Below are 21,584 nucleotides of genomic sequence, written 5' to 3' on the forward strand. Positions count from 1 at the left end.
TGAGTGTGCAACCATCGATGACCACCCCGTGAGGGGCGGCGTCGCACCCAGCCCCGAGTCCCGGAGACAACGATGTCCATCGACAGCCAGAAGCGGCCCGGAACCACCTCCGCGAACGTCGCCCGGATGTTCTTCGACCGTGTCGAGAAATCCGCGCAGTCCGAAGCCTTCCGCAAACTCGACGACGGCAAGTGGACGTCGCTGACGTGGCAGGACGCCGCCGGTCAGGTCGAGGCGCTGGCCGCAGGCCTGCTCGCGTTGGGCATCGAACCCGAACAGCGGGTGGGCATCGCATCGAGCACCCGCTACGAGTGGATCCTGGCCGACCTGGCGATCATGTGTGCCGGCGGTGCCACCACCACGGTGTACCCGACGACGAATGCCGCCGACACGGCCTACATCCTCGCCGACTCCGGGTCGCGCTTCGTGTTCGCCGAAGACGACGCGCAGCTCGCGAAGCTGCGGGACAAACGCGACGAACTGCCGAACCTCGAGAAGGTGGTGCTGTTCGACGGCACCGGCGACGGCGACTGGGTGCTGAACCTAGCCGACGTCGTCGACCTGGGCCGCAAACACCTCGAGGAGCAGCCGTCGGCCGTGCGTGACCGCTCCGCGGCGATCACCTCCGATCAGCTGGCCACGCTGATCTACACCTCGGGCACCACCGGCAAACCCAAGGGCGTCCGGCTCGCCCACCGGGCGTGGGTGTACGAGGGGGAGACGGTCGCCGGTTTCGACATCCTGCACGAGGACGATCTGCAGCTTCTGTGGCTGCCGCTGGCCCACGCGTTCGGCAAGGTGCTGATCTCGGCGCAGCTGGCCTGCGGGTTCGCCAGCGCCATCGACGGTCGGGTGGACAAGATCGTCGAGAACATGGGGACGGTGAAGCCGACCTTCATGGGGGCGGCGCCGCGCATCTTCGAGAAGGCCCACGCCAAGGTCGTCATGCAGCAGCACGGCGTCAAGGAGAAGCTGTTCAACGCCGCGTTCGCGGTGGGCCGTCAGGTCAGCCGCCTGCGGCGTGAGGGCAAGTCCGTGCCGCCGCATCTGGCGCTGGCGCACACCCTGTTCGACCGTCTCGTCTTCAGCAAGGTGCGTGCGGTGTTCGGCGGCCGGATCCGGTTCATGATCTCCGGCTCCGCACCGCTCAACCGCGACATCGCCGAGTGGTTCCACGCGGCCGGCCTGCTGATCCTCGAGGGTTACGGGCTCACCGAGACCGCCGCCGGTGCGTTCATCAACCGGCTGGAGAACTACCGGCTCGGCACGGTCGGGCAGGTCTTCGACGGCAGCGAGGTGCGCATCAGCGACGACGGCGAGGTCCAGATCAAGGGGCCGTGTGTGATGGACGGCTACCACAACTTGCCGGACAAGACCGCCGAGACGCTGACCGACGACGGATGGCTGCGCACCGGTGACCGTGGTCAACTCGACGACGACGGCTTCCTCACCATCACCGGCCGGATCAAGGAGCTGTTCAAGACCTCCGGCGGGAAATACGTTGCGCCACCGGCCATCGAGGGCAGGTTCATGGCGCTGTGCCCGTACGCGGGGCACATGCTGGTGTTCGGCGAGTCCCGGAACTTCTGCGTCGCGCTGGTGACGCTGGACCCCGACGCCATCTCCGGCTGGGCCGCAGAACACGGCATGGGGGACAAGTCGTACCCCGACCTGGTGAAGTCCGATGCGGTGCGCGAGCTGATCGGCGGCTACATCGAGCGGTTGAACTCGGAGCTCAACAGGTGGGAGACCATCAAGAAGTGGGCGATCCTCGACCACGACCTGTCCATCGAGAACAACGAGCTGACACCGTCGTTGAAGGTCAAGCGGGGGGTTGTCGAGGAGAAGCAGAAGGACCTGCTGGACTCGTTCTACACGTGAGGGCCTTCGTCGCGCCGTAACCGCCGCCGGGTGCTAGTTTCTGGGCTGTGCCGAGCCCACCCCGCCCCGTGACCAGCGTCGCCGACATGCTCGACGTCGCCTACGCCGAAGCGCGAAAAGGCTTGTCGGAAGGCGGAATCCCGATCGGTGCCGCGCTCTTCAGCGCCGGCGGGACCCTGCTCGGCAGCGGTCACAACCGCCGCGTGCAGGACGACGATCCGTCCGTACACGCCGAGACCGATGCGTTCCGCAACGCCGGCCGCCAACGGGACTACCGGTCGACGGTGATGGTGACGACCCTGTCCCCGTGCTGGTACTGCAGTGGGCTGGTGCGCCAGTTCAACATCGGCGCGGTGATCGTGGGGGAGAGCCGCACCTTCACCGGCGGCCACGAGTGGCTGGCCGAACACGGGGTCGAGGTCACCGTCCTCGACGACGACCGCTGCGTGTCGATGATGACCGAGTTCATCGACGCCGAACCCGACCTGTGGAACGAGGACATCGGCCGATGATCGCCACCATCGATCTGTCCCGCTGGTACGCCGGGGGAGCCGAGGCCGACGCCGTCGCCGCCGAGGTCGACGAAGGACTGCAGCAGGCGGGGTTCATCCTGGTCACCGGCCACGGGGTGGACCCGGTGCTGGCCGCCGACGTCCGCGCCGCCGCGCGCGCCTTCTTCGCCCAGCCGCATGCCGTCAAGTCGCGCTACTCGGTGCCGGTCGGCGGCCACGGCTGGATCGGCCCCGGCGCCGAGGCCAACGGGTACGCCGAGGGCACCGAGACCCCGCCGGATCTGAAGGAGAGCTTCAGCCTGGGCGCCGACACCCCGACCGGCGACCCCGACATCGACCGGATCTGGTTCGCCGCCAACGTGTGGCCGGACGAGGTGCCCGGACTGCGTCCGCTGGTGACCGCGTACACCGCGCAGATGCGCCGCGTCGCCGACGATCTGCTGGCCCTCTTCGCGCACGCACTCCGGTTGTCGCACAACCCGTTTGAGCGGCTCGCCGACCGGCCGACGTGGACGATGAACATCAACCACTACCCGCCTGTCTCCGTCGTCGGCGAACCCGAACCGGGACAGTTCCGCATCGGACCGCACACCGACTTCGGCACCGTCACCATCCTCGACCGGGAACCGGGGGCCGGCGGGCTGCAGGTGTACTCCGAGGCCGACGGGTGGGCCGACGCCCCGTACCGCTCCGACGCGCTGACCGTCAACATCGGCGACCTGCTCGAGTACTGGAGCGGGCGGCGCTGGCCGTCGGGCCGGCACCGGGTACTCCCGCCGCAGCCGGATGCACCCGAGGAGGACCTCGTCTCGCTGATCTACTTCTACGAGGCCAATCACGACGCCGTCGTGACGCCGCTCGGCCCGCCGATCGGCAGGGTGGCCGGGCTCGACCCGGTCACGTCGTCGGACTTCATCAAGGAGCGCCTCGACGCAATCACCGTCGGCTGACCTGTCACAATGGCCGCCATGCGCGTCTACCTGGGAGCCGACCACGCCGGCTACGAGTTGAAGCAGGTCATCATCGAGCACCTCCGCAGCACCGGCCACGAACCGGTGGACTGCGGTGCGTTCGACTACGACGCCGACGACGACTACCCGGCGTTCTGCATCGCCGCGGCGGAGAAGACCGTCGCCGATCCGGGCAGCCTCGGCATCGTGCTGGGCGGGTCGGGTAACGGTGAGCAGATCGCCGCGAACAAGGTGCCCGGCGCCCGCTGCGCGCTGGCCTGGAGCGTCGAGACCGCCAAGCTGGCCCGCGAACACAACAACGCGCAGCTCATCGGGCTCGGTGGGCGCATGCACTCCGAGGCCGACGCGCTCGCGATCGTCGACGCGTTCCTCGCCACGCCGTGGTCGAAAGCCGAACGCCACCAACGGCGTATCGACATCCTCTCCGAATACGAGCGGACCCACGAAGCGCCGCCGGTGCCCGGCGCCCCTGCCTGACGGATGCCCGAGGGCCATACGCTGCACCGGCTCGCCCGGCTGCACCAGAAGCGGTACAAGGGCCAGCGGGTGCGGGTGAGCAGTCCGCAGGGCCGGTTCGCCGAGGGCGCGGCGATGGTGGACGGCCGCACCTTCACCGGTGCCAGCGCCTGGGGTAAGCACCTGTTCCACCACTACCGCGGCGGCCGCATCATCCACGTGCACCTGGGCCTCTACGGACGTTTCGACGAGTTCGCGGTGTCGGCCGACGATCCGCCACCCGATCCCGTCGGACAGGTGCGCATGCGCATGGTCGGTGACGGCCACGGCACCGACCTGCGCGGCCCCACCGCCTGCGAGATCGTCGACGAGGCGCAGGTGTCCGACATCCTGGCCCGGCTCGGACCCGACCCGCTGCGCCGCGACGCCGATCCGGCGCCCGCGTGGACGCGGCTCAACCGGTCGCGCAGGCCCGTGGGCGCGCTGCTGATGGACCAGACGGTGATCGCCGGCGTCGGCAACGTCTACCGCAGCGAACTGCTGTACCGCCACCGCATCGACCCCTACCGGTTGGGCACCAACCTCGAGCCGGGGGAGTTCGACGCGATGTGGACCGACCTCGTCGAGTTGATGAAAGTCGGTGTGCGGCGCGGCAAGATCGTCACCGTCCGGCCCGAGGACGATCACGGGGCACCGTCGTACCGCACCGGCCGGCCGCGCACGTACGTGTATCGCCGGGCGCTCGAACCGTGCCGGATCTGCGGGACGCCCGTGAACACCGCCGTCCTGGAGGGCCGCAACCTGTTCTGGTGCCCGACCTGCCAGAGGTGAGGCGAAGCCCGCATACGCGCGGGTTTGCGGCGACAATCGCCCGGTGGAACTCATCCTCGTCGTCGTCGGCGCCATCGTGGTCACCGCCATCGCCCACCGCCGCGGGCTGGAACCCGCACTCGTCCTCGTCGTCGTCGGGTTCGCGGTGTCCTTCGCGCCCGACTTCAACGGCATCGAACTGGAATCCGATGTGCTGCTGTCGGTGGTGCTGCCACCGCTGCTCTACTCGGCGGCGCTGAGCTTCTCGTTCCCGACGTTCCTGCGCAACATCCGGCCGATCCTCGGCCTCGGTGTGGGGCTGGTGGTGATCACCACCTTCGCCGTGGCCGGGCTGGCGTCGTGGCTGGTGCCGTCGCTGACATTCGGGACCGCCCTGATTCTCGGCGCGGTGGTGGCGCCACCCGATGCGGTGACCGCCGTCGCGGTGGGCCGCCGGCTCGGACTGCCGAAGAAGGTGATGGCGATCCTCACCGGCGAGAGCCTGGTCAACGACGCCGCCGCGCTGTCGCTGTTCTCGATCGCGGTGGCCCAGGTGGCCGGCACCCGCGCGTTCATCGAGAACCCGGTGCTGTTGTTCGGCTACAGCGCGCTGCTCGGCCCCGTCGTCGGCGCCGCGCTGGGCTTCATCACGCTGTGGATCCGCCGCCGCCTGGCCAATCCGGGACTGGAGACGATCCAGGGATTGGTGGTGCCGTTCGCGGCGTTCATCTCCGCCGAGCACCTGCACGCCTCCGGCGTGCTGGCCGTCGTGGTCGCCGGATTCGTCGTCGGCCACGGTTCACTCGACGCCGGTTACCAGACCCGGCTGCAGGAGCGCTACGTGTGGAACTCCGTCGACGTCATGCTCGAGGCGTTCGTGTTCGCCTACATCGGATTACAGCTGCGCTTCGTGCTCGAGGACCTCAACGAGGCGCACGAGTCACTGGCCGAAGTCGCGGTGGCGTCCGCCGTCGTGCTGCTGGTGGTGCTGCTGATCCGGCCGGTGTGCGTGTTCGCGATGTTCGGCCGCGGCGTGCTCTCCCGCAAGGTCGAGTCGAAGTTGAGCGTGCCGAAACCCGAACAGGGCGGCCGGGGCGCGCTGGGGGTGCGCCGCCGGGGTGGGGCGGGCCGGCTGTCGGGGTTGGTCGACCGCCGGATGCTGACGTGGCAGGAGAACGTCGTGGTGTCGTGGACCGGGATGCGCGGGGTGGTGACGCTCGCGGCCGCCTCGGGCATCCCGATGATGACGATCGACGGCGAGCCGTTCCCCGAGCGCGCCACCATCCAGGCGATCGCGTTCGTCGTCAGTGTCGGCACCCTGCTGCTGCAGGGATGGACGCTGCCGCCGCTGATCCGTTGGCTGCAACCGTCATTCGAGCACGACCGCCAGTCCGACGAGACCGAGACCCGCAAGGCCGAACAGGTGGTGCACGCCGCCGCCGACGACGTGCTGAACCGGTTCGCCGACGCACCGCCGCCCGGACTCGACGACGCGACGCTGGCCAACATCCGGCAGACCATCGCCCGGCACGCCCAGGACGCCGACGAGATGCCCGACCCGGAATCGCATACGCCCCGCGCCGAGGTCTTCTCCAAGCTCTACCGGGATGTGTTGTGCGCGCAGCGCAATGCGCTGATCGCCGAACGCGACGCCGGCCGCATCGAGGACGAGGCGGTGCGCGCCATGCTGGAGCGGCTCGACCTGCAGGAGGCCGGGGTGTCGGCGCGGCTGGAGAGCCGGATCTGACCGACCGGCTCAGAAGCCGCCGAAGTCGCCCCCGCCGAAGTCCCCACCACCGAAATCGCCCCAGCCGCCACCGGAGTCGCCGCCGTCCCAGCCGCCGTCGGCCCCGGGATCCTGACCCTGATCGAAGCCCTGGTCGTATCCCTGGGCGAAACCCTGCTCATATCCGCTGCCGTGCATCCCGGAGAACAACGCGTCGAACAGCAGCACCGACCCCAGCCCCCAGGCGCCCGCCACCAGCGCGGGTTTCCACCAGGGCTCGGAGTACCAGCCCGCGGGCACCGGACGGCCCGCGACCCGGCCGCCGGGGTAGTAGTTCGGGGTGCGCTGCGACGGTGTCGGCGACGCCTCGATCTCCCGGCCGTCGAACTGCACCCGGCGGTCCTCGGTGACCGCACCCGCCGAACGCTGCCCGGCCAGCGTCTCGAGTTCGGGACCCGGGTCCATGCCCATGGCGACTCGCGCCGCGCGTACGTAGTAGAGGCCTTCGACCGCGCTCTCCTTCGCCAGTTGCGCCTGTTTGGCCGAGGTGGCCTGGTCGATCTGCGATGCGGCGGCGGTGTAGCGCTCCGACGCGTCGGCCAGCGCCTGCTTGGACGCCTCGTCGGTGCCGCTGAGGTTGAGCACCTGACCGCCGAGCCGTTCGATCACCCGCCGGGCGTCGGCCTTCGCGTCGGCCAGGGTCTGGGCGTCACGCCGGCCCGACGCCTTCGAGGAGCTGTAGACCGCCAGCGCGAGCGCGGCGACGACCACGATGATCAGGACGAGCAGGACGCCGTTCATGCGTCCAGCCTACCGACGCGACCTCGGCGTTCGCGCTGCGCGAAAAATCAGCGGACCCGCACGCCGAGGACGCGGTAGACCTCGTCGGACAGAGCGACGGTGCGGGGGTCGGCGTTGCACTTCGTGGCGTCGAAATGGTTCATCACGTACGCGTAGCCGATGCGGTGTTCGAGGTCGACGAAGGCGAACGAACCGCCCGAGCCGCCGTGGCCGAAGGTGCGCCGGTTCGGGCCCGCGACGCCGCGCTGGTTGAGCATGTAGCCCAGACCCCAGCCGTGGTCGGCGACGCGCGGACCGAGCACCATGTCGGTGTCGAACCCGCCCTGGCAGACCCGCACCGTTTCCATGTGCCGACGTGAGAGCAGCTTCTCCTGCGCGAGCGCGTTGTAGAACGTGGCCATGCCCAGCGCGGAGACGTGGGCGTTGGTCGCGGGGAACTCCGCTTCGCGCCATGCGTCCAGCGCGTTCGAACCGAGTTCGTCGTCCGGGACGAAGCCCATCGCCACCGCGAGGCCCGCCATCGGGTGCTCGGTCAGGGAGTGTGGATGGTCCGGCGCCGTGCCCGCGGCCAGCACGTCACGGATGTGCGGTTTGCCGACCATCTCGGCGCAGCGGTGGTGTTCGGCGGCGGGCAGCCCGATGTGGACGTCGGCACCGAGTGGTTCGGAGATCTCCGTGCGCAGGTACTGCCCGATGGTGCGGCCGGTCACCCGGCGCACCACCTCACCGAGGATGAACCCGAAGGTCACCATGTGGTAGCCCTGCGCGGTGCCGGGCGCCCACCACGGGTCGGCGGCCGCGATGTGGGCGCACACCGCATCCCAGTCCGTCGCCTGCGACCAGTGCAGCCGGCTCCGCGGCCCGATCACACCGGAGCGGTGTGACATCACCATCGCGAGGGTGATGTCCTCTTTCCCCGCCCGCCCGAACTCCGGCCAGTACCGGGCGACCGGGGCGTAGAGGTCGATGTCCCCGCGCTCGGCCAGGAGGTGCACACAGGTGCTGGTGAGACCTTTGGAGCCGGAGTAGATGCTGGCGAGGGTGTCACGGCGCCACGGCCGCGCGCCGCTGCCGTCGGCCGACCCGCCCCACAGGTCGACCACCAGTTCGCCGTCGACCCAGACCGCGACGGCGGCACCGACCTCGGCGCGATCGGTGAAGTTGCGGGCGAATGCCTCGCGGACGCCGGTGAACTCGTCGGCGCAGCACCCGGAGATGAGTGGCGCCGTCGAGCAGATCAACACTCCTCCTGCGGATCGGGTCGAAGTGAAAAGCCTAACGACGGGCCCACATCGAGTGCCACCGCGAGCCGATCACGGTCCGGGGGAGGTTCGGTCACAGCACCTTAATGTCCGTGCAATTGGCGGGCCACAAACCTCGGCATAACTGGTAGCACCCACTGCAGCCCAGGAGGACCCCCGTGAAGGAACTCACCATCGTCCGAGGCGCCTGCCCGCACGACTGCCCCGACACGTGCGCGATGCTCTACCACGTCGAGGACGGGAAACTCGTTGACGTGACGGGAGATCCGGACCACCCGATGACCAGGGGCGGTCTGTGCGTCAAGGTCAAGAACTTCCACGAGCACCACTACCAGCCCGACCGTCTGCTGTACCCGATGCGCCGGGTGGGGCCCAAGGGTTCGGGTGCGTTCGAGCGGATCTCGTGGGACGAGGCGCTCGCGGAGATCAAACAGCGGTGGACCGCGATCATCGACGAGTACGGCAGCCAGGCGATCATGCCGCACGCCTACCTCGGCCACCAGGGTGTGCTCAATGGTCTGACCTCGGGTGACGCGTTCTTCAACCGGCTCGGATCGACGGTGGCGGAAAAGACGTACTGCGAGTCGGGATCGTCGACGGCGTGGCATATGACCGTCGGCGGGTCGGGTGGTCTCGACGTCGAGTCGATGGCGCATTCGAAGTACATCATCGTGTGGGGCATGAACATGACCAGCACGAACCTGCACGGCTGGCCGTTCCTGCTGGAGGCGCGCAAGAACAACGGCGCGAAGATCGTCGTCATCGATCCGGTGCGCAACCGGACTGCGCGACAGGCTGATTGGCACATCCGCATCCGGCCCGGCACCGACGGCGCCCTCGCCATGGGCATGATCCACGAGATCATCGCGCAGGGGCTGACCGACACCGACTACATCGAGCGCTACACCGTCGGATTCGACGAACTCGCAGCGCGTGCGGCGAACTATCCGCCGGAGCGGGTCGAGGAGATCACCGGTGTGCCCGCCGACGACGTCCGCACGCTGGCCCGCGAGTACGCCACGAGTCAGCCCGCGGCGATCCGGCAGGGGGTGGCGTTGGAACGCAGCCGCGGCGGGGGACAGGCGATCCGGGCCATCACGTGTCTGCCCGCGCTGGTCGGGGCATGGCGGCACGTCGGCGGCGGCACGATGGAGATGCCGATCTGGGAGTTCCCCACCCGGTTCGACAAGATCTGCATGCCGGAGTGGATTCCCGAGGGCACCCGCGTGGTCAACGAACTCGACCTCGGGATGGCGCTGACCGGTGAACTCGAACTCGACCCGCCCATCAAATCGCTGTTCGTCTACAACTCCAACCCGGTGTCACAGGGTCCCGCGCAGGAGAAGACGATGCGCGGGCTGATGCGCGACGACCTGTTCACCGTCGTCAGCGAGCACTTCATCACCGACACCGCGAAATACGCCGATCTGGTGCTGCCTGCCACCATGCAGGCCGAGCAGCTCGACATCATGGTGACGTGGGGCCACCTATACATCTCGCTCAACCAGCCCGCGATCGCGCCGCCGGGTGAAGCGATCCCCAACGTCGAACTGTTCCGCCGGCTGGCGCGGACCATGGAGTTCGACGAGGAGTCGATGGCCTACTGGAACCGCACCGACCGCGAGATGCTCATCGACTTCCACGATTGGGAAGCGCCTGCGCTGCAGGGCATCACGTACGAGAAGCTCGAAGAGGTCGGGTGGATGCGGCTCAACGTCGGCACCCCGGACACCAGGGCCCCGCACGCCGAGGGCAACTTCCCCACCCCGTCGGGCAAGTGCGAGTTCAAGTCCAGCCTCGCCGAGGGTGGCAACTTCGTGGTCCCGGTTTGGCGGTCGATGTACGAGGCGATGCAGCCTGGCGGATACGTGGACCCGGTACCCGACTACGTTCCGCCCTTCGAATCCCCGCAGTCGAATCCGGAATTGGCGCAACGGTTCCCGTTGAGCATCATCTCGCCGAAACCGCACGCCTTCCTCAACAGTCAGTACGGCAACGCGCCGGACAAGCAGCGGGTCCAGGGCGGCCAGCGGGTGTTCATCCATCCCGACGACGCCGCCGCACGCGGTATCGCCGAAGGGGAGATGGTGCGGGTGTTCAACGACCGCGGATCCTTCGTGGGACCGGCCACCTACGAGCCGGACCTGATGCCGGGTCTGGTGATGGCCAACGTCGGACACTGGCAGAGCGGGGGTTCGGGCACGACCGTGAACGCGATCACCGCCGACCGGCACTGCGGTCTGGGCAACGCCGGCGTGTACGGCGACAACCTGGTGGAGGTCCAGAAGGTCGCGGACGAGGCCGTCGCGAGCTGACGCCGATTGTCTTACCGATCCGCGGAATCCGGAGCGCAGACCGGGGAGCGGCGTAGTGTGCGGCTAGCGGGTTCGCCGGTCTGTGAGGAGGCGGAACATGGCTGGACGTCTGTCCGTTGTGCCGGGCGCGATACTGTTTGCCTGCGGTGCGATCGGTGCCGCGATCTGGTTGTGGGTGAAACGCAGGCAGCTGGCGGTTGCGGCGGCCAAAGCGGTTCCGGAACAGACCGCCGCGGCGGCCACCGATCAGGTGTCGACGGTGACCGGTGCGGTTCCGGGTCAGGTCGACGAGATCAAGGCGAAGCGGCCGCCTTCGGTGCCGTAGTCGCTACGCGGCGGAACCGCGACGGCGGCGCCACCACAGTGCCGCGCCGACCGCCAGCGCCGCGAGGGCTGCGCATCCCACCCCGACGGCCACCCAGACCCGTGAATCGGCGGAGTCCTGGGCGGGGGGCGGCGCGGTGTCTTCAGATCCGATCGACAGGTTGGTGACACTGCCCGCCGCACCGGCGGCCAGCACGTTGCCGTCCAGACTCGACCAGCCGTCGGGCTGCTGGTCGATGTAGCCGAAGAGGGGTTCGACAAGGGTCCAGGCGCCGCTGGTGGTGACGAGGACGACGCTGCGGTTGCGCGGCGGGTCGGCGAACGCCTGCACCGAACCCAGCCCACGGTTGATGTCGGCGCGCAACTCGTCGCCCAGGTCGACCTTGACCTCGGCGCTCTCCCCGCCGACCGGCGGCCGGATCGAAGTCTGTTCGATCGTCGCGGCATTGGCCACGATCAAGGCCCCGATCCCGGCGTCGGCCGCGGCCTTGACGTCCACGATGCGCGGCGTGAGCGCGGCATCGGTCAGCCGCGCGACGGCGGTGACCACGCGGGTGGCGTAGTGCAACTGGTTGGGGTTGCCGCCGTCGAGCGCGACGAGGAACTCCGGCCCGAATTCCGAAGGCACCGCGCCGAAACCGCCGAGAGGCGGCCCGCCGCGCCGCATCGTCAACGTCGACCGGGGGTCGACCTGGAAGGTCAGCGGCGCAATCGTCGGCGAGCACAGCTGACGCGGGCTGAAAGTCAGGTCGAATTCGAGGTTGATTCTCTGGTCGAGGAATTCGCCGGGTACGTAGAACACGGTGTCGACGCGACCGCTCTCGCCCAACGGGGCGGTGTGCACGGCCTGACCGTTGACGCTGACCATCACCGATGCCGAGTCCATGGGTTGCACCGGCGTGTGGGTGGCGAGCAGATGCACCTGCAGACCGTCGACACGCCCGGCGCCCAGCGCGGCCCGGTCGACACCCACTGTCATCGTCGACGTCCGCAGGACCGAGCTCTCACCGGCCATGTTCAGCTCGCCGAAACTCATCTCGTCGACGCTGGATTCACCGGCGGAACCGGCTTTGTCGACGCGGACCCCGGGAACCTGTGCCAACGACTGCATCTGGTTGGCCACCAGCGACGCCTGGGCCGCGAGTTGGTCACCGCGGCCGTTCAACTCGAGATAGACGTCGGGGGTGTCCGGGTTGACCACCTCGAGTGCGGCGTCACCGTTCTCGACCACCACGGCGCGGGTGAACTGCGGCGCCGCAGGGGGAGTCGCGCCGCGCGGTTTTTTGACCACCGTGACCACCGGCGACTGCGGCCGGTACATCCGGGCGACCGCGGACGCGAGCGTGAGCACCGCCTGCTCCTCGGCGTCGTCGGCGTCGATCGGTGCGTAGATCGTCAGCCGTTGCAGCACAGGCGGAAAGAACGTGGCAACGGTGGTGGGTGCGGGTTCGACACCGGTGAACACCGTGGCCAGATCGCTGAGCGTGACGCGCTCCCCGAGCCCGCACCGGTCACCGACCGGAAGCGCGGCCTCCCGCACCGTGAACGACAGCCCGAGCTTCGAGGCGTTCACCCGTCCCGCGGCGATGTCGACGTCGAACGGCACCACCGCCTGATCGGGTGCGACGGCGGGCAGGTTCACCGTCGCCAGTGATCTGCCGGTGCTGTCGGAGATCTCCACGAACCCGGCGCCGAGGTCCACCGGCGCGTGGATCAGCCCCCGCAACCGGATCGCCGCGAAACCGGTTGGCACGGGCACCGTGAAGTCCTGGTTCGTATCGGCGCCGACGAGGGTGATGTCACCGGGCAGACCCAGCGTCCGCCACGGCAGCGCCACCTCCGGTCCCGCGGCCGGGTCGGCGTTCAGTGGGGCGGCGTGCACCACGGCGGGTGCGCCCAGAGCGGCCACCATGAACACCGACGACACCAGGCCGACGACCCGGCGGATGAACCCAACAGACACCGCTGCTCCAGTCTCGAGTCAGTGGGCTTCCGGAAATCACCCCTGGGCGCCGGACGTTACCGGCAAACCATCTTCGCAAAAAGTCCGACGCGCCGCTTCGCCCCTTGAACCCCAACGTGTTTACTGGGCGTTCGCCGATATCTGTGTCGCGCCCGGCGAAGCGTTTCGGGCCACTACGATATTGGTCGCATCGAGGGTCAGGACGGAGCGCCGCACAGTTGTCTGTCAATGGGTCGAGAGTTCCGGCACCCGCGATCGCGATGATTTCTTCGCTGGAATCACGCCTTGTGAGGGTCAAATACATCGCCGCCGCGCTCGTCGGCGTGTGCGTCGGCGCCCTGTTGGGTGGGTTGGCCTTCGCGGCGATGGGCACCGATACGACAGCGACAGCCTTTGTGCGTCTACAGAATCCGGCAGACCTGACGGCGATCGCGGCGGGCGCGAGTCAGGTCACTCCGGACAATCAAGGCAATACGAGCAATTTCGTCGGCGGGGAAATCGCATATCTGTCCGGCGAGGGTTTCGCCCAGGCGGTGGCCAGGAAAATGGCGATGGACGAGCCGGCGGAGCTGAATGTCGCGCAAGCCAGCGAGTCGGCTGTGGTCACGATCAGCAATAGCAGCAAATCTCGTGGCGATGCGATCAGGACCGTTCAGGTGGCGATCGATCTGTACCGGCAGGAGCTTGCGCAGCGGGTCGACGAGCAACTTCGGACCATCCTCGCCGCACTGTCGCGGTGGCAGCAGGACGAGACCGTCGATCCTGTGCGGATGCAAGAACTCGCGCGCATCCGGGCCGCCGTCGAACTCCAGGCGAGCGAGGCCTCGACGTTGCTGGTTGTGCAGCCCCCGACGCCGAACCACGACAGCTCCGGTCAGTGGTTGATCGGGGTGTTCCTCGGCGGGCTCCTCGGCGGCTCCGTCGCGGTGGCCATCCTGCTCGCGCGTGGGCGGCGTTCCGGCCGCGCGGCGATGACGGCGACGCTGACCGACAGCGTCGACGGTGTGCTCGTGCCCGCGGTCGATCTCGGCGCCGCATCCCCCGACAACCACGACGGCGAGCAGGCCCGGGTCGCCCGCACCCTCTATGCGCAATGCCCGACGGCGCGGGGCGGCGTGCTGCTCGTCATCGGTGCGTCACCGTCCTCGGGTAGCGCCGAGGTGGCCGAGCTTCTCGAACTCGGGGCGGCCGACCAGCCCCCGTCGGTCCGGGTGCGCCACGGCGGAGTCGTGGGTGATCCGACGCTGACCCCCGAGCTGATCGCCGCCGCGACGGGGATCGTCCTCGTGGCCCGCATCGACGCCGACACCGCGGCACAGGCGGTGGCGCTGCGCTCCGCGACCGCCGACAGCGACGCTCCGGTGGTCGCCGCGTTCACCTACCACCGCGCCGGCGGTGCACACCGGAAGAAACGGAAGCCCGAGGTGTCACCCCGGCAGGACGTCGACGATGCAGAGCGGAGTATGCAGTGACGGTCGCGATCGTCCACGAACGGTTGACCGAGATCGCCGGATCGGAACACGTGGTCGCCGAGTTCGCCCGGCAGTGGCCGGACGCGCCGGTCAACATCCCGATCGTCGATCCCCGTGTCACCGCCGCGTTCAGTGCGCGGGTGCGGACCGGTCCGCTCTCGTCGGCGTACCGCGCGGCGCGCTACCGGACCTACGCGCCGCTGTTGCCGCTCGTCCCGAGCTGGATGAAGCGGTTGGACTTCGGTGCGGCGGAGGCCGTCCTCATCAGCCACCATGCATTCGCCGCCGCGGCGGTCCACGCCGCCGGGGACACACCGACGGTCGTCTACGTGCATTCACCGGCGCGGTGGGCATGGGACAAGGCGATGCGCCGTGAAGAGGCGTCGTCGCTGCCGGGCCGTCTGGCGCTGGACGTGCTGTCCCGGTTGGCCATCGCCACGGAACTGTCCGCCGCACCGAGGATCACCTCCATCGTGGCCAACAGTGCGACGGTGGCGCAACGGGTCAGGGACCACTGGAACCGAGACGCGCAGGTCGTCCACCCCCCGGTGAACATCGACTTCTACACACCCGACGCCGCATCGACGCGTGGCGACTACTTCCTGCTGGCCGGTCGTTTGGTGGGCTACAAACGCCCGGACATCGCGATCAGAGCGGCCGTGGAAGCCGGCGTCAGACTGGTGGTCGCCGGGGACGGCAGAGAGGCCGCCCGATGCCGGAAGCTCGCCGAAGGCGGTGACGTCACCTTCGTCGGCCGCGTCTCCGACGAGGAGTTCCGCGACCTGTATCGACGCGCCAGGGCGATGGTCATGCCGGGCGAGGAGGACTTCGGCATCACCCCGGTCGAGGCGATGGCGTGCGGCACCCCGGTGATCGCACTCGGTGTCGGCGGCGCCCTGGACAGCGTCGTCGACGGTGTCACGGGCGCCTTCGTCACGGGGCGCGATGACGCGGAGATCGTCGGCAACTTCGCCGAGACGTTCGCCTCCTTCGACGGCGGTCGCTTCGACCCGGTCGCGATTCGCCAACGCGCCGAACAGTTCTCACCCGAAGCGTTCCGCGCCAGGATGGCCGACGTGGTGGCGCAGACATTGGCGACCCACCGCAGTGCCTGACACCAAGCACCTGCAGGCCGGCGTGCAGGTCGCCGCCGGTCTGGCGTTGAACGTCTTCCCGGCGATCTTCATCGCCATCTACGCGCGCATCGCGCCGATCGAGACCCAGGGGTTCCTCGCGCTGGCGCTCGCCGTCGGCGTCTACGTCGCGCAGTTGTTCAACGCCTTCATCGTCGAGGGTCGGCTGGCCACTCCCGACGCCGACGGAGAGCTGGGCCTGCCGACGTGGGTGGTGTTGCTCAGCACCGCCGCGTGCGGCTTGCTCGTATTCGGCCCCGCGGTCGCCTCGTCGGCGATCCTGATGGCGAGCGCCATCGGCGTGATGACCGGCCTGCTGATGACCCGCTCGATCGGGGTGGTGACCGGCGAATGGAAGAACGAGGGCGCGGCCGCGGGGGCGTTGATCGTGGCCAGCCTGATCGCGCTGTGGATGGCCGACCAGGGCAGCCCGCACAGCGTGCGGGTGCTGGCGATCGGCGCGCTGCTCGCGGTGGTGGTCCGGTACCGGCGGCGAAAAGCGATGCCCCGCATGGGCTTTCCGCCGGACGTCCGCAGATCCAGCTGGGTCACCGCGGAGACCGCGGTCGTCGGCGCCGTTCAACCGGCGATCACCTCGTTACTTCTGGTCCTGGTCGGACCGGCCGCCTCGGTCACGTTCCGCGTCATCTCGACCGTCGCCGGCGCCCTGGAGCCGATCCTGGCCTACGGGCGTTATCGCCTGCTCGCGCACGGGCACCGGGGTGAGCTCAAGGCGTTCGTCGCGGTGTTCGCCGTCGGGATGGCCGCCGTGCTGATCGCCGCGTTCGGTGGAGTCGGCAGCCTGGTCTTCGGTCCGGCATGGCAGGACGTGGGAGTCGCTGCCATGCTGCTGGCCTGTCTGTGGAAGGCCGCCATGCTGGTGTCCACCGTGCCGTTCGCCGCCCTGCGCAAGGCGGGTAAGACGGTGCTCGTCTTCTGGATCCGGGGTGCCAGCACCGTCGTCTACCTGGTGGTCAGCGTGGGCCTGCTGTTCGTGTGGCAGAACACGGCGGCGATCTTCCTGGCCTTCGTGGTCGCGGAGATGATCACGGCGGTCGTCTACCACTTCGCCGCGGTGATGGGGGCGCCGGATTACGCCGCGACGTTCGGCACCCGTCGACTACGCCAACGGTTCGGCTGACGATGCCCAGCGCCACCCGCCCGCCCGCATGGTTCAGCCCCGCGGTGCTGATCCTGGCGCCCGTGGCCCTGTCGTTCCTGGCGTGGTCGGCGCTGTATGCGCGCCACGAGTTCGTGGGGCCGCAGGCCGCATCCGAGGCGTTGACCGGTTTCGCGCTCCCCGCCGAGATCAGCGGGCGCGGCGTCGCGCTGCTGCTGCTGTGGTACTGCGCGACCGTCATGGTGTCGATGGTCGGATTCTGGTGGGGGACAAGCCGATCACGGCCCGCGACCGGGGACGATCTGACCAGCGCCGCATGGTTCGAGCGGCGCTACTTCTTCCTGATCCTCGCGGCGGGCGCCGTCGGCGTCGGTTACTCGTTCATGAAGGTGGGCGGTCCGTCGGCGATCGTCGCCTCGTTGAGCGAACAGACCGCCAACGACTTCAGCAATGCGCTGTCGGGGTTCGCGGGTCCACAGACCCTGCGCTACGCCACGATCCTCGCCGCGCCCATCGGGGTCTACCTCTGGCGCAAGAAGGTCATCGGGTGGCCCTACATGGTCGCGGGGGTGCTGCTGCTCATCTCCAACGCCATGATCGCCTCACGACTGGCACTGCTGATGTCCTGCGTGGTCTACCTCGCGGTCTGGGTGCGGGGTCGGCGACCTCGGCAGCCGACCGGCGGACCGGGCGCACGCACGTGGATGACGGTCGCGGTGATCGTGCTCTGCGGGTTCGCCGTCCTCACCGCGCTCAACTACTTCCGCAACGCCAACTACTACCGGGACGCCGGGGTGTCGAACCCGGTGGCCATGAACCTCTACCAGTCGGGGGCCTACCTGGCGGTGCCCGCGCAGGTTCAGATCGGGGTCTCGGACGCGGTGGCCGGCGGCGCCTGGGAGAACAAGGTCGGGGCGGTCGCATCGCTGGATGCGGTCAAGCCCACCTTCCTGCAGTTCAACAAGGTGGCCAAGGACGACAGTTGGAAGCAGGCCGCCGTCTACGGGTACTCGGTGACGTTCGCGGGCAACTTCTTCACCAATTCCGTGTTCGCCGACATCTATTCGGAACACGGCGCCTGGGGATGGCTCTACACCATCCTGGCGTACGGATTCGCGGGGTACGCGTTCGCGCGGATCTTCAGCTTCAGCCCCGTCATCGCCGCGTCCGCCGGCGTGGTGGCGTACTGCTTCCTCGAGGTCTGGCGGGTGCAGATCCTGGTGTACGGCATCGTCATCTTCCTGCTGCTGCTGACCGCGGGCAGCGCACTGGTCACCGCCCGCATACGACCGCCGAAGGACGCTCGACCGGCGGCGTGACCGTCAGGCCGCGGATGGCGAGCGGCGTTTCGCCGATGTCGTCCTCGCACGGCCCGGGTTCGGAGAGACGGACTGGCACCCACCCGTCGCCGGCGGCCGGCCAGCCGATGGTCAGCTGATCGATGACGCCGTCGGAATAGTCGAGCCGGACACAGGGATCGAGCTTCCCCTCGGGCCGGTCCCGTCGCGTGATCGCCACGCCGAGCTTCTCGACGGTGAGCGCTCCGGCGTTCACGGTCTGAAATGCGATGACCGGTTCGGCGTGGCGTATCGTCATGATGCCGAACGTGATTCCGTTCGCATCGCCGACGCCCACGCCGCCGTTGCCGCCCGTCGTGGAGGCGGTCGTGACGCTGCAGTTGTCGATGCGCATGCCGTTGACCCGCGTGTCCGTCAGCGACTCGGCGCGGACCGCCCAGGTGGGGCAATCGTCGATCGTCGCGTCGCCGACGTGGATGTCGAAGTCGGTGAAGCGCGGGTCCCCGGACGTGCCAGGCCGGGCCAGCAGATGGATCCCCATGTCGCAGTCGGTCGCGGTGACGTCGTCGAGGCGGACCGCACGGCTGGCGACGTAGTGCCACCCGACGTCGGTGCCCGGTTCCGCGGAGTCGATGAGAAACGCCGAACCGGCATGGACGCCGACGACGTCGAGACCCTCGACGGTGACGCGGTGGGCACCCGCGAGCCGTACCCCGTTCGCCCGGCAGCCGAACACGTTGACGTTCTCGACGGTGAAGTCCGCGTTCGACCAGTCGGTCAGCTCCGGCAACGAAAAGGTGTGCGCGGCAGGATCGAAAGTCGGCTCGGCTTCGAAGTACGTCACCAGCGCGAGCCCGTCGTCGCCGGTGTTCACCGCGCTGTACTCGGTCACCGTCGCGCGCCGGCAGGCGTTGAAGTGGAGTCCGTCCGCGCCGCTGTCGGTCACCCGCAGCCCCGTCACCTCGATGCCGGAGACACCCATCATGACCACCCCGGTCTGCGGGCTCGACCTCACGGTGCAGTCGGAGACGGTCACCTCGGTGACCGGCCTGGACTGCCCGGACCAGCCCTTCGGTTGTGCGCCGTCCAGATCGGGAAAGCCCTCCACCCGGATGCCGTCACCGAGTGAGCGCCGTGCGCCGTCTGCCCACCGGATGTTCAGTCCCCGCAGGTGGATTCGGGACGCCGGACCGCGGACGAGCAGGCCGTGACTGCTCCCGGTGTGCTTCGTCGGATGCAGGTTGTCCATGTACAGCTCCGCGCCCGGATCGAATTCGACGCGGACATCGGCCAAACCCGAGATGACGACCGCGGCCCCGCCGGGCGGCCAACGCTGTGCGAATCGGTATGTCCCCCTGGAGAACCGAAGGGTGCTCCCCGGGCGCAGTGCGGCTGCAGCCGCCTGGACCGCCCGGGAGTCATCGGTGATCCCGTCACCGGTGGCGCCGTGGGCGCGGACGTCGACGACGGTGCGCGGGCCGTTCGTCGAGCAGCCCGCGAGCAGGGCCGAGGCGGCCGCGGCGGACGTGCGTGCCAGCAGTTCCCGCCTCGACAACGTCACGTGCGGCTGCCGACGAGTTCGCCGAAGATCGCATCGGCCGCCGCGGTCGGGCGGATCTGCTGCTGGCGTGCCAGCACGTGCGCGTGGCCGCGCCTGGCCAGGTCGGCTCGTGACGCGTCGTCTGAGCAGTACCGCCGGAGCAGGTCGGCCAGTTCCGTGGGCCGGTGCGGGTCGAAGAACTCGGCGCCGTCGCCGCACGTCTCACGGATCGAGGGGATGTCCGACGCCAACACCGGTGTGCGCGAGGCCATGGCTTCCAGCGGCGGCAGGCCGGCGCCCTCGTACAGGGACGGCATGATCAGCAACTCCGCGGACGCAACCAAGGACCGCAGCGCGGCGAACGGGAGCTGGCCGGTCACCAGGACGCGGTCCGGATTGTCCTCGGCGAGTCTGCGGACCCGGTCGTCCATAGTCCGCAGGGTGGCGCCGCCGCCGGCGATCACGAGCTTGTGAGGGATCTCGTCGGTGAGATCGGCGAACACCTCGAGAACGAGCGGAAGGTTCTTGTAGATCTTCGTGTTTCCGACGTACAGCAGGTAACGGCCACCGACCGGCGACAGGGCCGGATCCACCGGATCGAGCCACACCTCGTCCACGGGGATCGGTGTCACCAGCACCGGCGCGGACGGTTCGATGTCCCTCAGCGTCGTGGCCGTCGCCTCCGACACCGTGAAGATCCGGCGGCAGAACCTGGCGTCGGCACCCAGCATGGCGCGGGCATACAGCCGCCGGGCCCGACTCTGCCCGCTGATGGCCTCGGGCAGAAGATGAATCGTGTCGTGGACGGTGACGTACAGCGCCGTGCGGCGGTTGCCCGGAAGGAAACGGGCCAACGGGTAGGGGTAGTGCGGCAGCCACACCGCGCGCGGTCGCGCCGCCTCGAATGCGCGGCGCCACACCGATTGTTCGGCGGCCGAGTACATCGGCGCCTGCGCAGGGGAGGCCAGGATGAGCTCGGTGCTCGGGCGCAGCGCAGGAACGGCCTGCGGGTCGGCGAGCACCGCCAGGGTCTGGCCGTCACGGTCGGCCGCCTCCTCCAGGTAGGGCAGCTGGGTCCGGATGTACGTGCCGATCCCGCTTTGGCGGATATGCCGCGCATCGAATAGGAGATCGACACGCCGGCCACCGCGGTTCCGCGCGTCTTTCACACGACCTCCCTTTGTTGCAATTCCAAACAAGGCTACGTCGCCGCCGCCAAGGTCCCGACTCGGTCACATCTGTTCGTATTCATTGCATCGGTTGGGTCGGATACCGTTTCACCCGTGACCGGTTCTTTGACAGGATTCGACGAGTGGCTCAACCGCCTGCTCGAGGACTGCGCGCGTGACGCGGGCGAAGATGTCGTTTCGTATGTCGCCCGCGCCGTGGCGTCTCAGATGGTGGCGGATCTGAGGCGTACCGAACGGGCCTCGATCGACGAACTCATGGCGCGCCTCAACGAGTGCAGGGTGTTTGCCGAGACCGAGATGCCCAGTGTCGAATCCGAGATCACCGCCCCCGACCGGTTGCAGGCTCTGTACGCCACCGGGCTGCTCGACTCACCTCCGGACGAGGCATACGACCGCATCACCCGGGCGGCGGCCGCCGCGCTGGACGCCCCGTCGGCCGCCATGTCACTGATCGACGTCGACCGGCAATTCTTCAAGAGTTCGGTGGGTATGGGCGACGACGAACGGCAGACGCCACTCGATCGGTCCGTCTGCCAATATGCGGTGGCAAACGGCTCCGCACTGGTACTCGAAGACGCCAGGACCGATCCGGTGTTCAGGAATCATCCTGCGGTCCGCGACGGCACCATGGTCGCCTATCTCGGCATCCCGTTGACCGACAAAGACGACAACGCGGTCGGAACGTTGTGTGTATTCGATGTCAAACCGAGACTCTGGGGTACCGGTCACGTCCGTATTCTCAGCGATCTCGCACAACTCGCCGCCGAGAAGATGTTCGGGTCACGCGCCGGACAGCAGTAGTGAGGGCCG

General features: G+C 68.7%; 18 protein-coding genes. 13 read left to right on the top strand and 5 right to left on the bottom strand.

Going from position 1 to position 21,584, the window contains the following annotated elements:
- Window positions 1-72: 72 nt before the first annotated feature.
- From G6N49_RS04930 to G6N49_RS04955, 6 genes are all read left to right on the top strand, one after another.
- Window positions 73-1,881, top strand: coding sequence for an AMP-dependent synthetase/ligase (locus G6N49_RS04930; protein ID WP_011856179.1), 1,809 nt, complete (start codon window positions 73-75; stop codon window positions 1,879-1,881).
- Between the two features lie 86 nt (window positions 1,882-1,967).
- Complete coding sequence (locus G6N49_RS04935; protein ID WP_085975481.1) at window positions 1,968-2,393, top strand: nucleoside deaminase; 426 nt, start codon at window positions 1,968-1,970, stop codon at window positions 2,391-2,393.
- A complete protein-coding gene (locus G6N49_RS04940; protein ID WP_011560982.1) occupies window positions 2,390-3,343 on the top strand; it encodes an isopenicillin N synthase family dioxygenase in 954 nt (317 codons plus the stop codon). The genes G6N49_RS04935 and G6N49_RS04940 overlap by 4 nt, the downstream gene beginning before the upstream one ends.
- Before the next feature lie 18 nt (window positions 3,344-3,361).
- Window positions 3,362-3,841 carry a ribose-5-phosphate isomerase gene (locus G6N49_RS04945; RefSeq protein ID WP_041310239.1) on the top strand — a complete coding sequence of 160 codons (480 nt, stop codon included), beginning with the start codon at window positions 3,362-3,364 and terminating at the stop codon, window positions 3,839-3,841.
- A 3-nt stretch (window positions 3,842-3,844) separates the two neighbouring features.
- Window positions 3,845-4,651, top strand: coding sequence for an Fpg/Nei family DNA glycosylase (locus G6N49_RS04950; RefSeq protein ID WP_011856178.1), 807 nt, complete (start codon window positions 3,845-3,847; stop codon window positions 4,649-4,651).
- Between the two features lie 43 nt (window positions 4,652-4,694).
- On the top strand, window positions 4,695-6,377 hold the full coding sequence (locus G6N49_RS04955; protein WP_011560979.1) for a cation:proton antiporter: 1,683 nt from the start codon (window positions 4,695-4,697) through the stop codon (window positions 6,375-6,377).
- A 9-nt stretch (window positions 6,378-6,386) separates the two neighbouring features.
- Here G6N49_RS04955 and G6N49_RS04960 read toward each other — a convergent pair whose 3' ends face one another.
- Both G6N49_RS04960 and G6N49_RS04965 read right to left on the bottom strand, forming a co-directional pair.
- Complete coding sequence (locus G6N49_RS04960; protein WP_011560978.1) at window positions 6,387-7,157, bottom strand: hypothetical protein; 771 nt, start codon at window positions 7,155-7,157, stop codon at window positions 6,387-6,389.
- Between the two features lie 47 nt (window positions 7,158-7,204).
- Entirely contained in the window at window positions 7,205-8,398 is a 1,194-nt protein-coding gene (locus tag G6N49_RS04965; protein ID WP_011856177.1) for a serine hydrolase domain-containing protein, read from the bottom strand.
- Window positions 8,399-8,577: 179 nt separating this feature from the next.
- Between G6N49_RS04965 and G6N49_RS04970 the strand changes: the two genes are divergently transcribed.
- On the top strand, window positions 8,578-10,734 hold the full coding sequence (locus tag G6N49_RS04970; protein ID WP_011856176.1) for a molybdopterin-containing oxidoreductase family protein: 2,157 nt from the start codon (window positions 8,578-8,580) through the stop codon (window positions 10,732-10,734).
- 97 nt (window positions 10,735-10,831) lie between these two features.
- Complete coding sequence (locus G6N49_RS04975) at window positions 10,832-11,059, top strand: hypothetical protein (protein WP_221222840.1); 228 nt, start codon at window positions 10,832-10,834, stop codon at window positions 11,057-11,059.
- 3 nt (window positions 11,060-11,062) lie between these two features.
- Here the strand turns inward: G6N49_RS04975 and G6N49_RS04980 are convergent, their stop codons facing one another.
- Window positions 11,063-13,021, bottom strand: coding sequence for a cellulose biosynthesis cyclic di-GMP-binding regulatory protein BcsB (locus G6N49_RS04980; protein WP_011856175.1), 1,959 nt, complete (start codon window positions 13,019-13,021; stop codon window positions 11,063-11,065).
- A gap of 104 nt (window positions 13,022-13,125) precedes the next feature.
- On the opposite strand from G6N49_RS04980, the gene G6N49_RS04985 reads away from it, so the two are divergent.
- From G6N49_RS04985 to G6N49_RS05000, 4 genes are read left to right on the top strand one after another with little or no spacing between them, the layout of a single operon-like run.
- The gene (locus tag G6N49_RS04985) at window positions 13,126-14,493 is read left to right on the top strand and encodes a hypothetical protein (RefSeq protein WP_235679492.1); all 1,368 of its coding nucleotides are present in this window, start codon (window positions 13,126-13,128) and stop codon (window positions 14,491-14,493) included.
- Complete coding sequence (locus tag G6N49_RS04990; protein ID WP_011560972.1) at window positions 14,490-15,608, top strand: glycosyltransferase; 1,119 nt, start codon at window positions 14,490-14,492, stop codon at window positions 15,606-15,608. The genes G6N49_RS04985 and G6N49_RS04990 overlap by 4 nt, the downstream gene beginning before the upstream one ends.
- Window positions 15,601-16,767: a hypothetical protein gene (locus tag G6N49_RS04995; RefSeq protein ID WP_083044577.1), complete on the top strand. Its 1,167-nt coding sequence runs from the start codon at window positions 15,601-15,603 to the stop codon at window positions 16,765-16,767. Before G6N49_RS04990 ends, G6N49_RS04995 begins: the two co-directional genes overlap by 8 nt.
- Before the next feature lie 2 nt (window positions 16,768-16,769).
- The gene (locus G6N49_RS05000; RefSeq protein WP_011560970.1) at window positions 16,770-18,065 is read left to right on the top strand and encodes an O-antigen polymerase; all 1,296 of its coding nucleotides are present in this window, start codon (window positions 16,770-16,772) and stop codon (window positions 18,063-18,065) included.
- On the opposite strand, the gene G6N49_RS05005 is transcribed toward G6N49_RS05000, so the two are convergent.
- Together G6N49_RS05005 and G6N49_RS05010 are read right to left on the bottom strand one after the other, a co-directional pair.
- A complete protein-coding gene (locus G6N49_RS05005) occupies window positions 18,019-19,605 on the bottom strand; it encodes a right-handed parallel beta-helix repeat-containing protein (RefSeq protein WP_083044576.1) in 1,587 nt (528 codons plus the stop codon). The two genes, G6N49_RS05000 and G6N49_RS05005, sit on opposite strands and share 47 nt — an antisense overlap.
- Entirely contained in the window at window positions 19,602-20,753 is a 1,152-nt protein-coding gene (locus G6N49_RS05010; protein WP_011560968.1) for a glycosyltransferase family 4 protein, read from the bottom strand. Before G6N49_RS05010 ends, G6N49_RS05005 begins: the two co-directional genes overlap by 4 nt.
- A 126-nt stretch (window positions 20,754-20,879) precedes the next feature.
- Here G6N49_RS05010 and G6N49_RS05015 point away from each other — a divergent pair, with 126 nt between their 5' ends.
- Window positions 20,880-21,575, top strand: coding sequence for a GAF domain-containing protein (locus G6N49_RS05015; RefSeq protein ID WP_083044583.1), 696 nt, complete (start codon window positions 20,880-20,882; stop codon window positions 21,573-21,575).
- The last annotated feature ends 9 nt before the right edge of the window (window positions 21,576-21,584 follow it).

The sequence above is a fragment of the Mycolicibacterium monacense genome (genome assembly GCF_010731575.1).
GTDB classification, from domain to species: domain Bacteria; phylum Actinomycetota; class Actinomycetes; order Mycobacteriales; family Mycobacteriaceae; genus Mycobacterium; species Mycobacterium monacense.

What these genes read in the sequence shown, in the direction of transcription:
- G6N49_RS04945 (WP_041310239.1), top strand. Translation starts at nt 3,362, where the DNA reads ATGCGCGTCTACCTGGGAGCCGACCACGCCGGCTACGAGTTGAAGCAG.
- G6N49_RS04950 (WP_011856178.1), top strand. Translation starts at nt 3,845, where the DNA reads ATGCCCGAGGGCCATACGCTGCACCGGCTCGCCCGGCTGCACCAGAAG.
- G6N49_RS04960 (WP_011560978.1), bottom strand. Translation starts at nt 7,157, where the DNA reads ATGAACGGCGTCCTGCTCGTCCTGATCATCGTGGTCGTCGCCGCGCTC.
- G6N49_RS04975 (WP_221222840.1), top strand. Translation starts at nt 10,832, where the DNA reads ATGGCTGGACGTCTGTCCGTTGTGCCGGGCGCGATACTGTTTGCCTGC.
- G6N49_RS04935 (WP_085975481.1), top strand. Translation starts at nt 1,968, where the DNA reads ATGCTCGACGTCGCCTACGCCGAAGCGCGAAAAGGCTTGTCGGAAGGC.
- G6N49_RS04930 (WP_011856179.1), top strand. Translation starts at nt 73, where the DNA reads ATGTCCATCGACAGCCAGAAGCGGCCCGGAACCACCTCCGCGAACGTC.
- G6N49_RS04940 (WP_011560982.1), top strand. Translation starts at nt 2,390, where the DNA reads ATGATCGCCACCATCGATCTGTCCCGCTGGTACGCCGGGGGAGCCGAG.
- G6N49_RS05000 (WP_011560970.1), top strand. Translation starts at nt 16,770, where the DNA reads ATGCCCAGCGCCACCCGCCCGCCCGCATGGTTCAGCCCCGCGGTGCTG.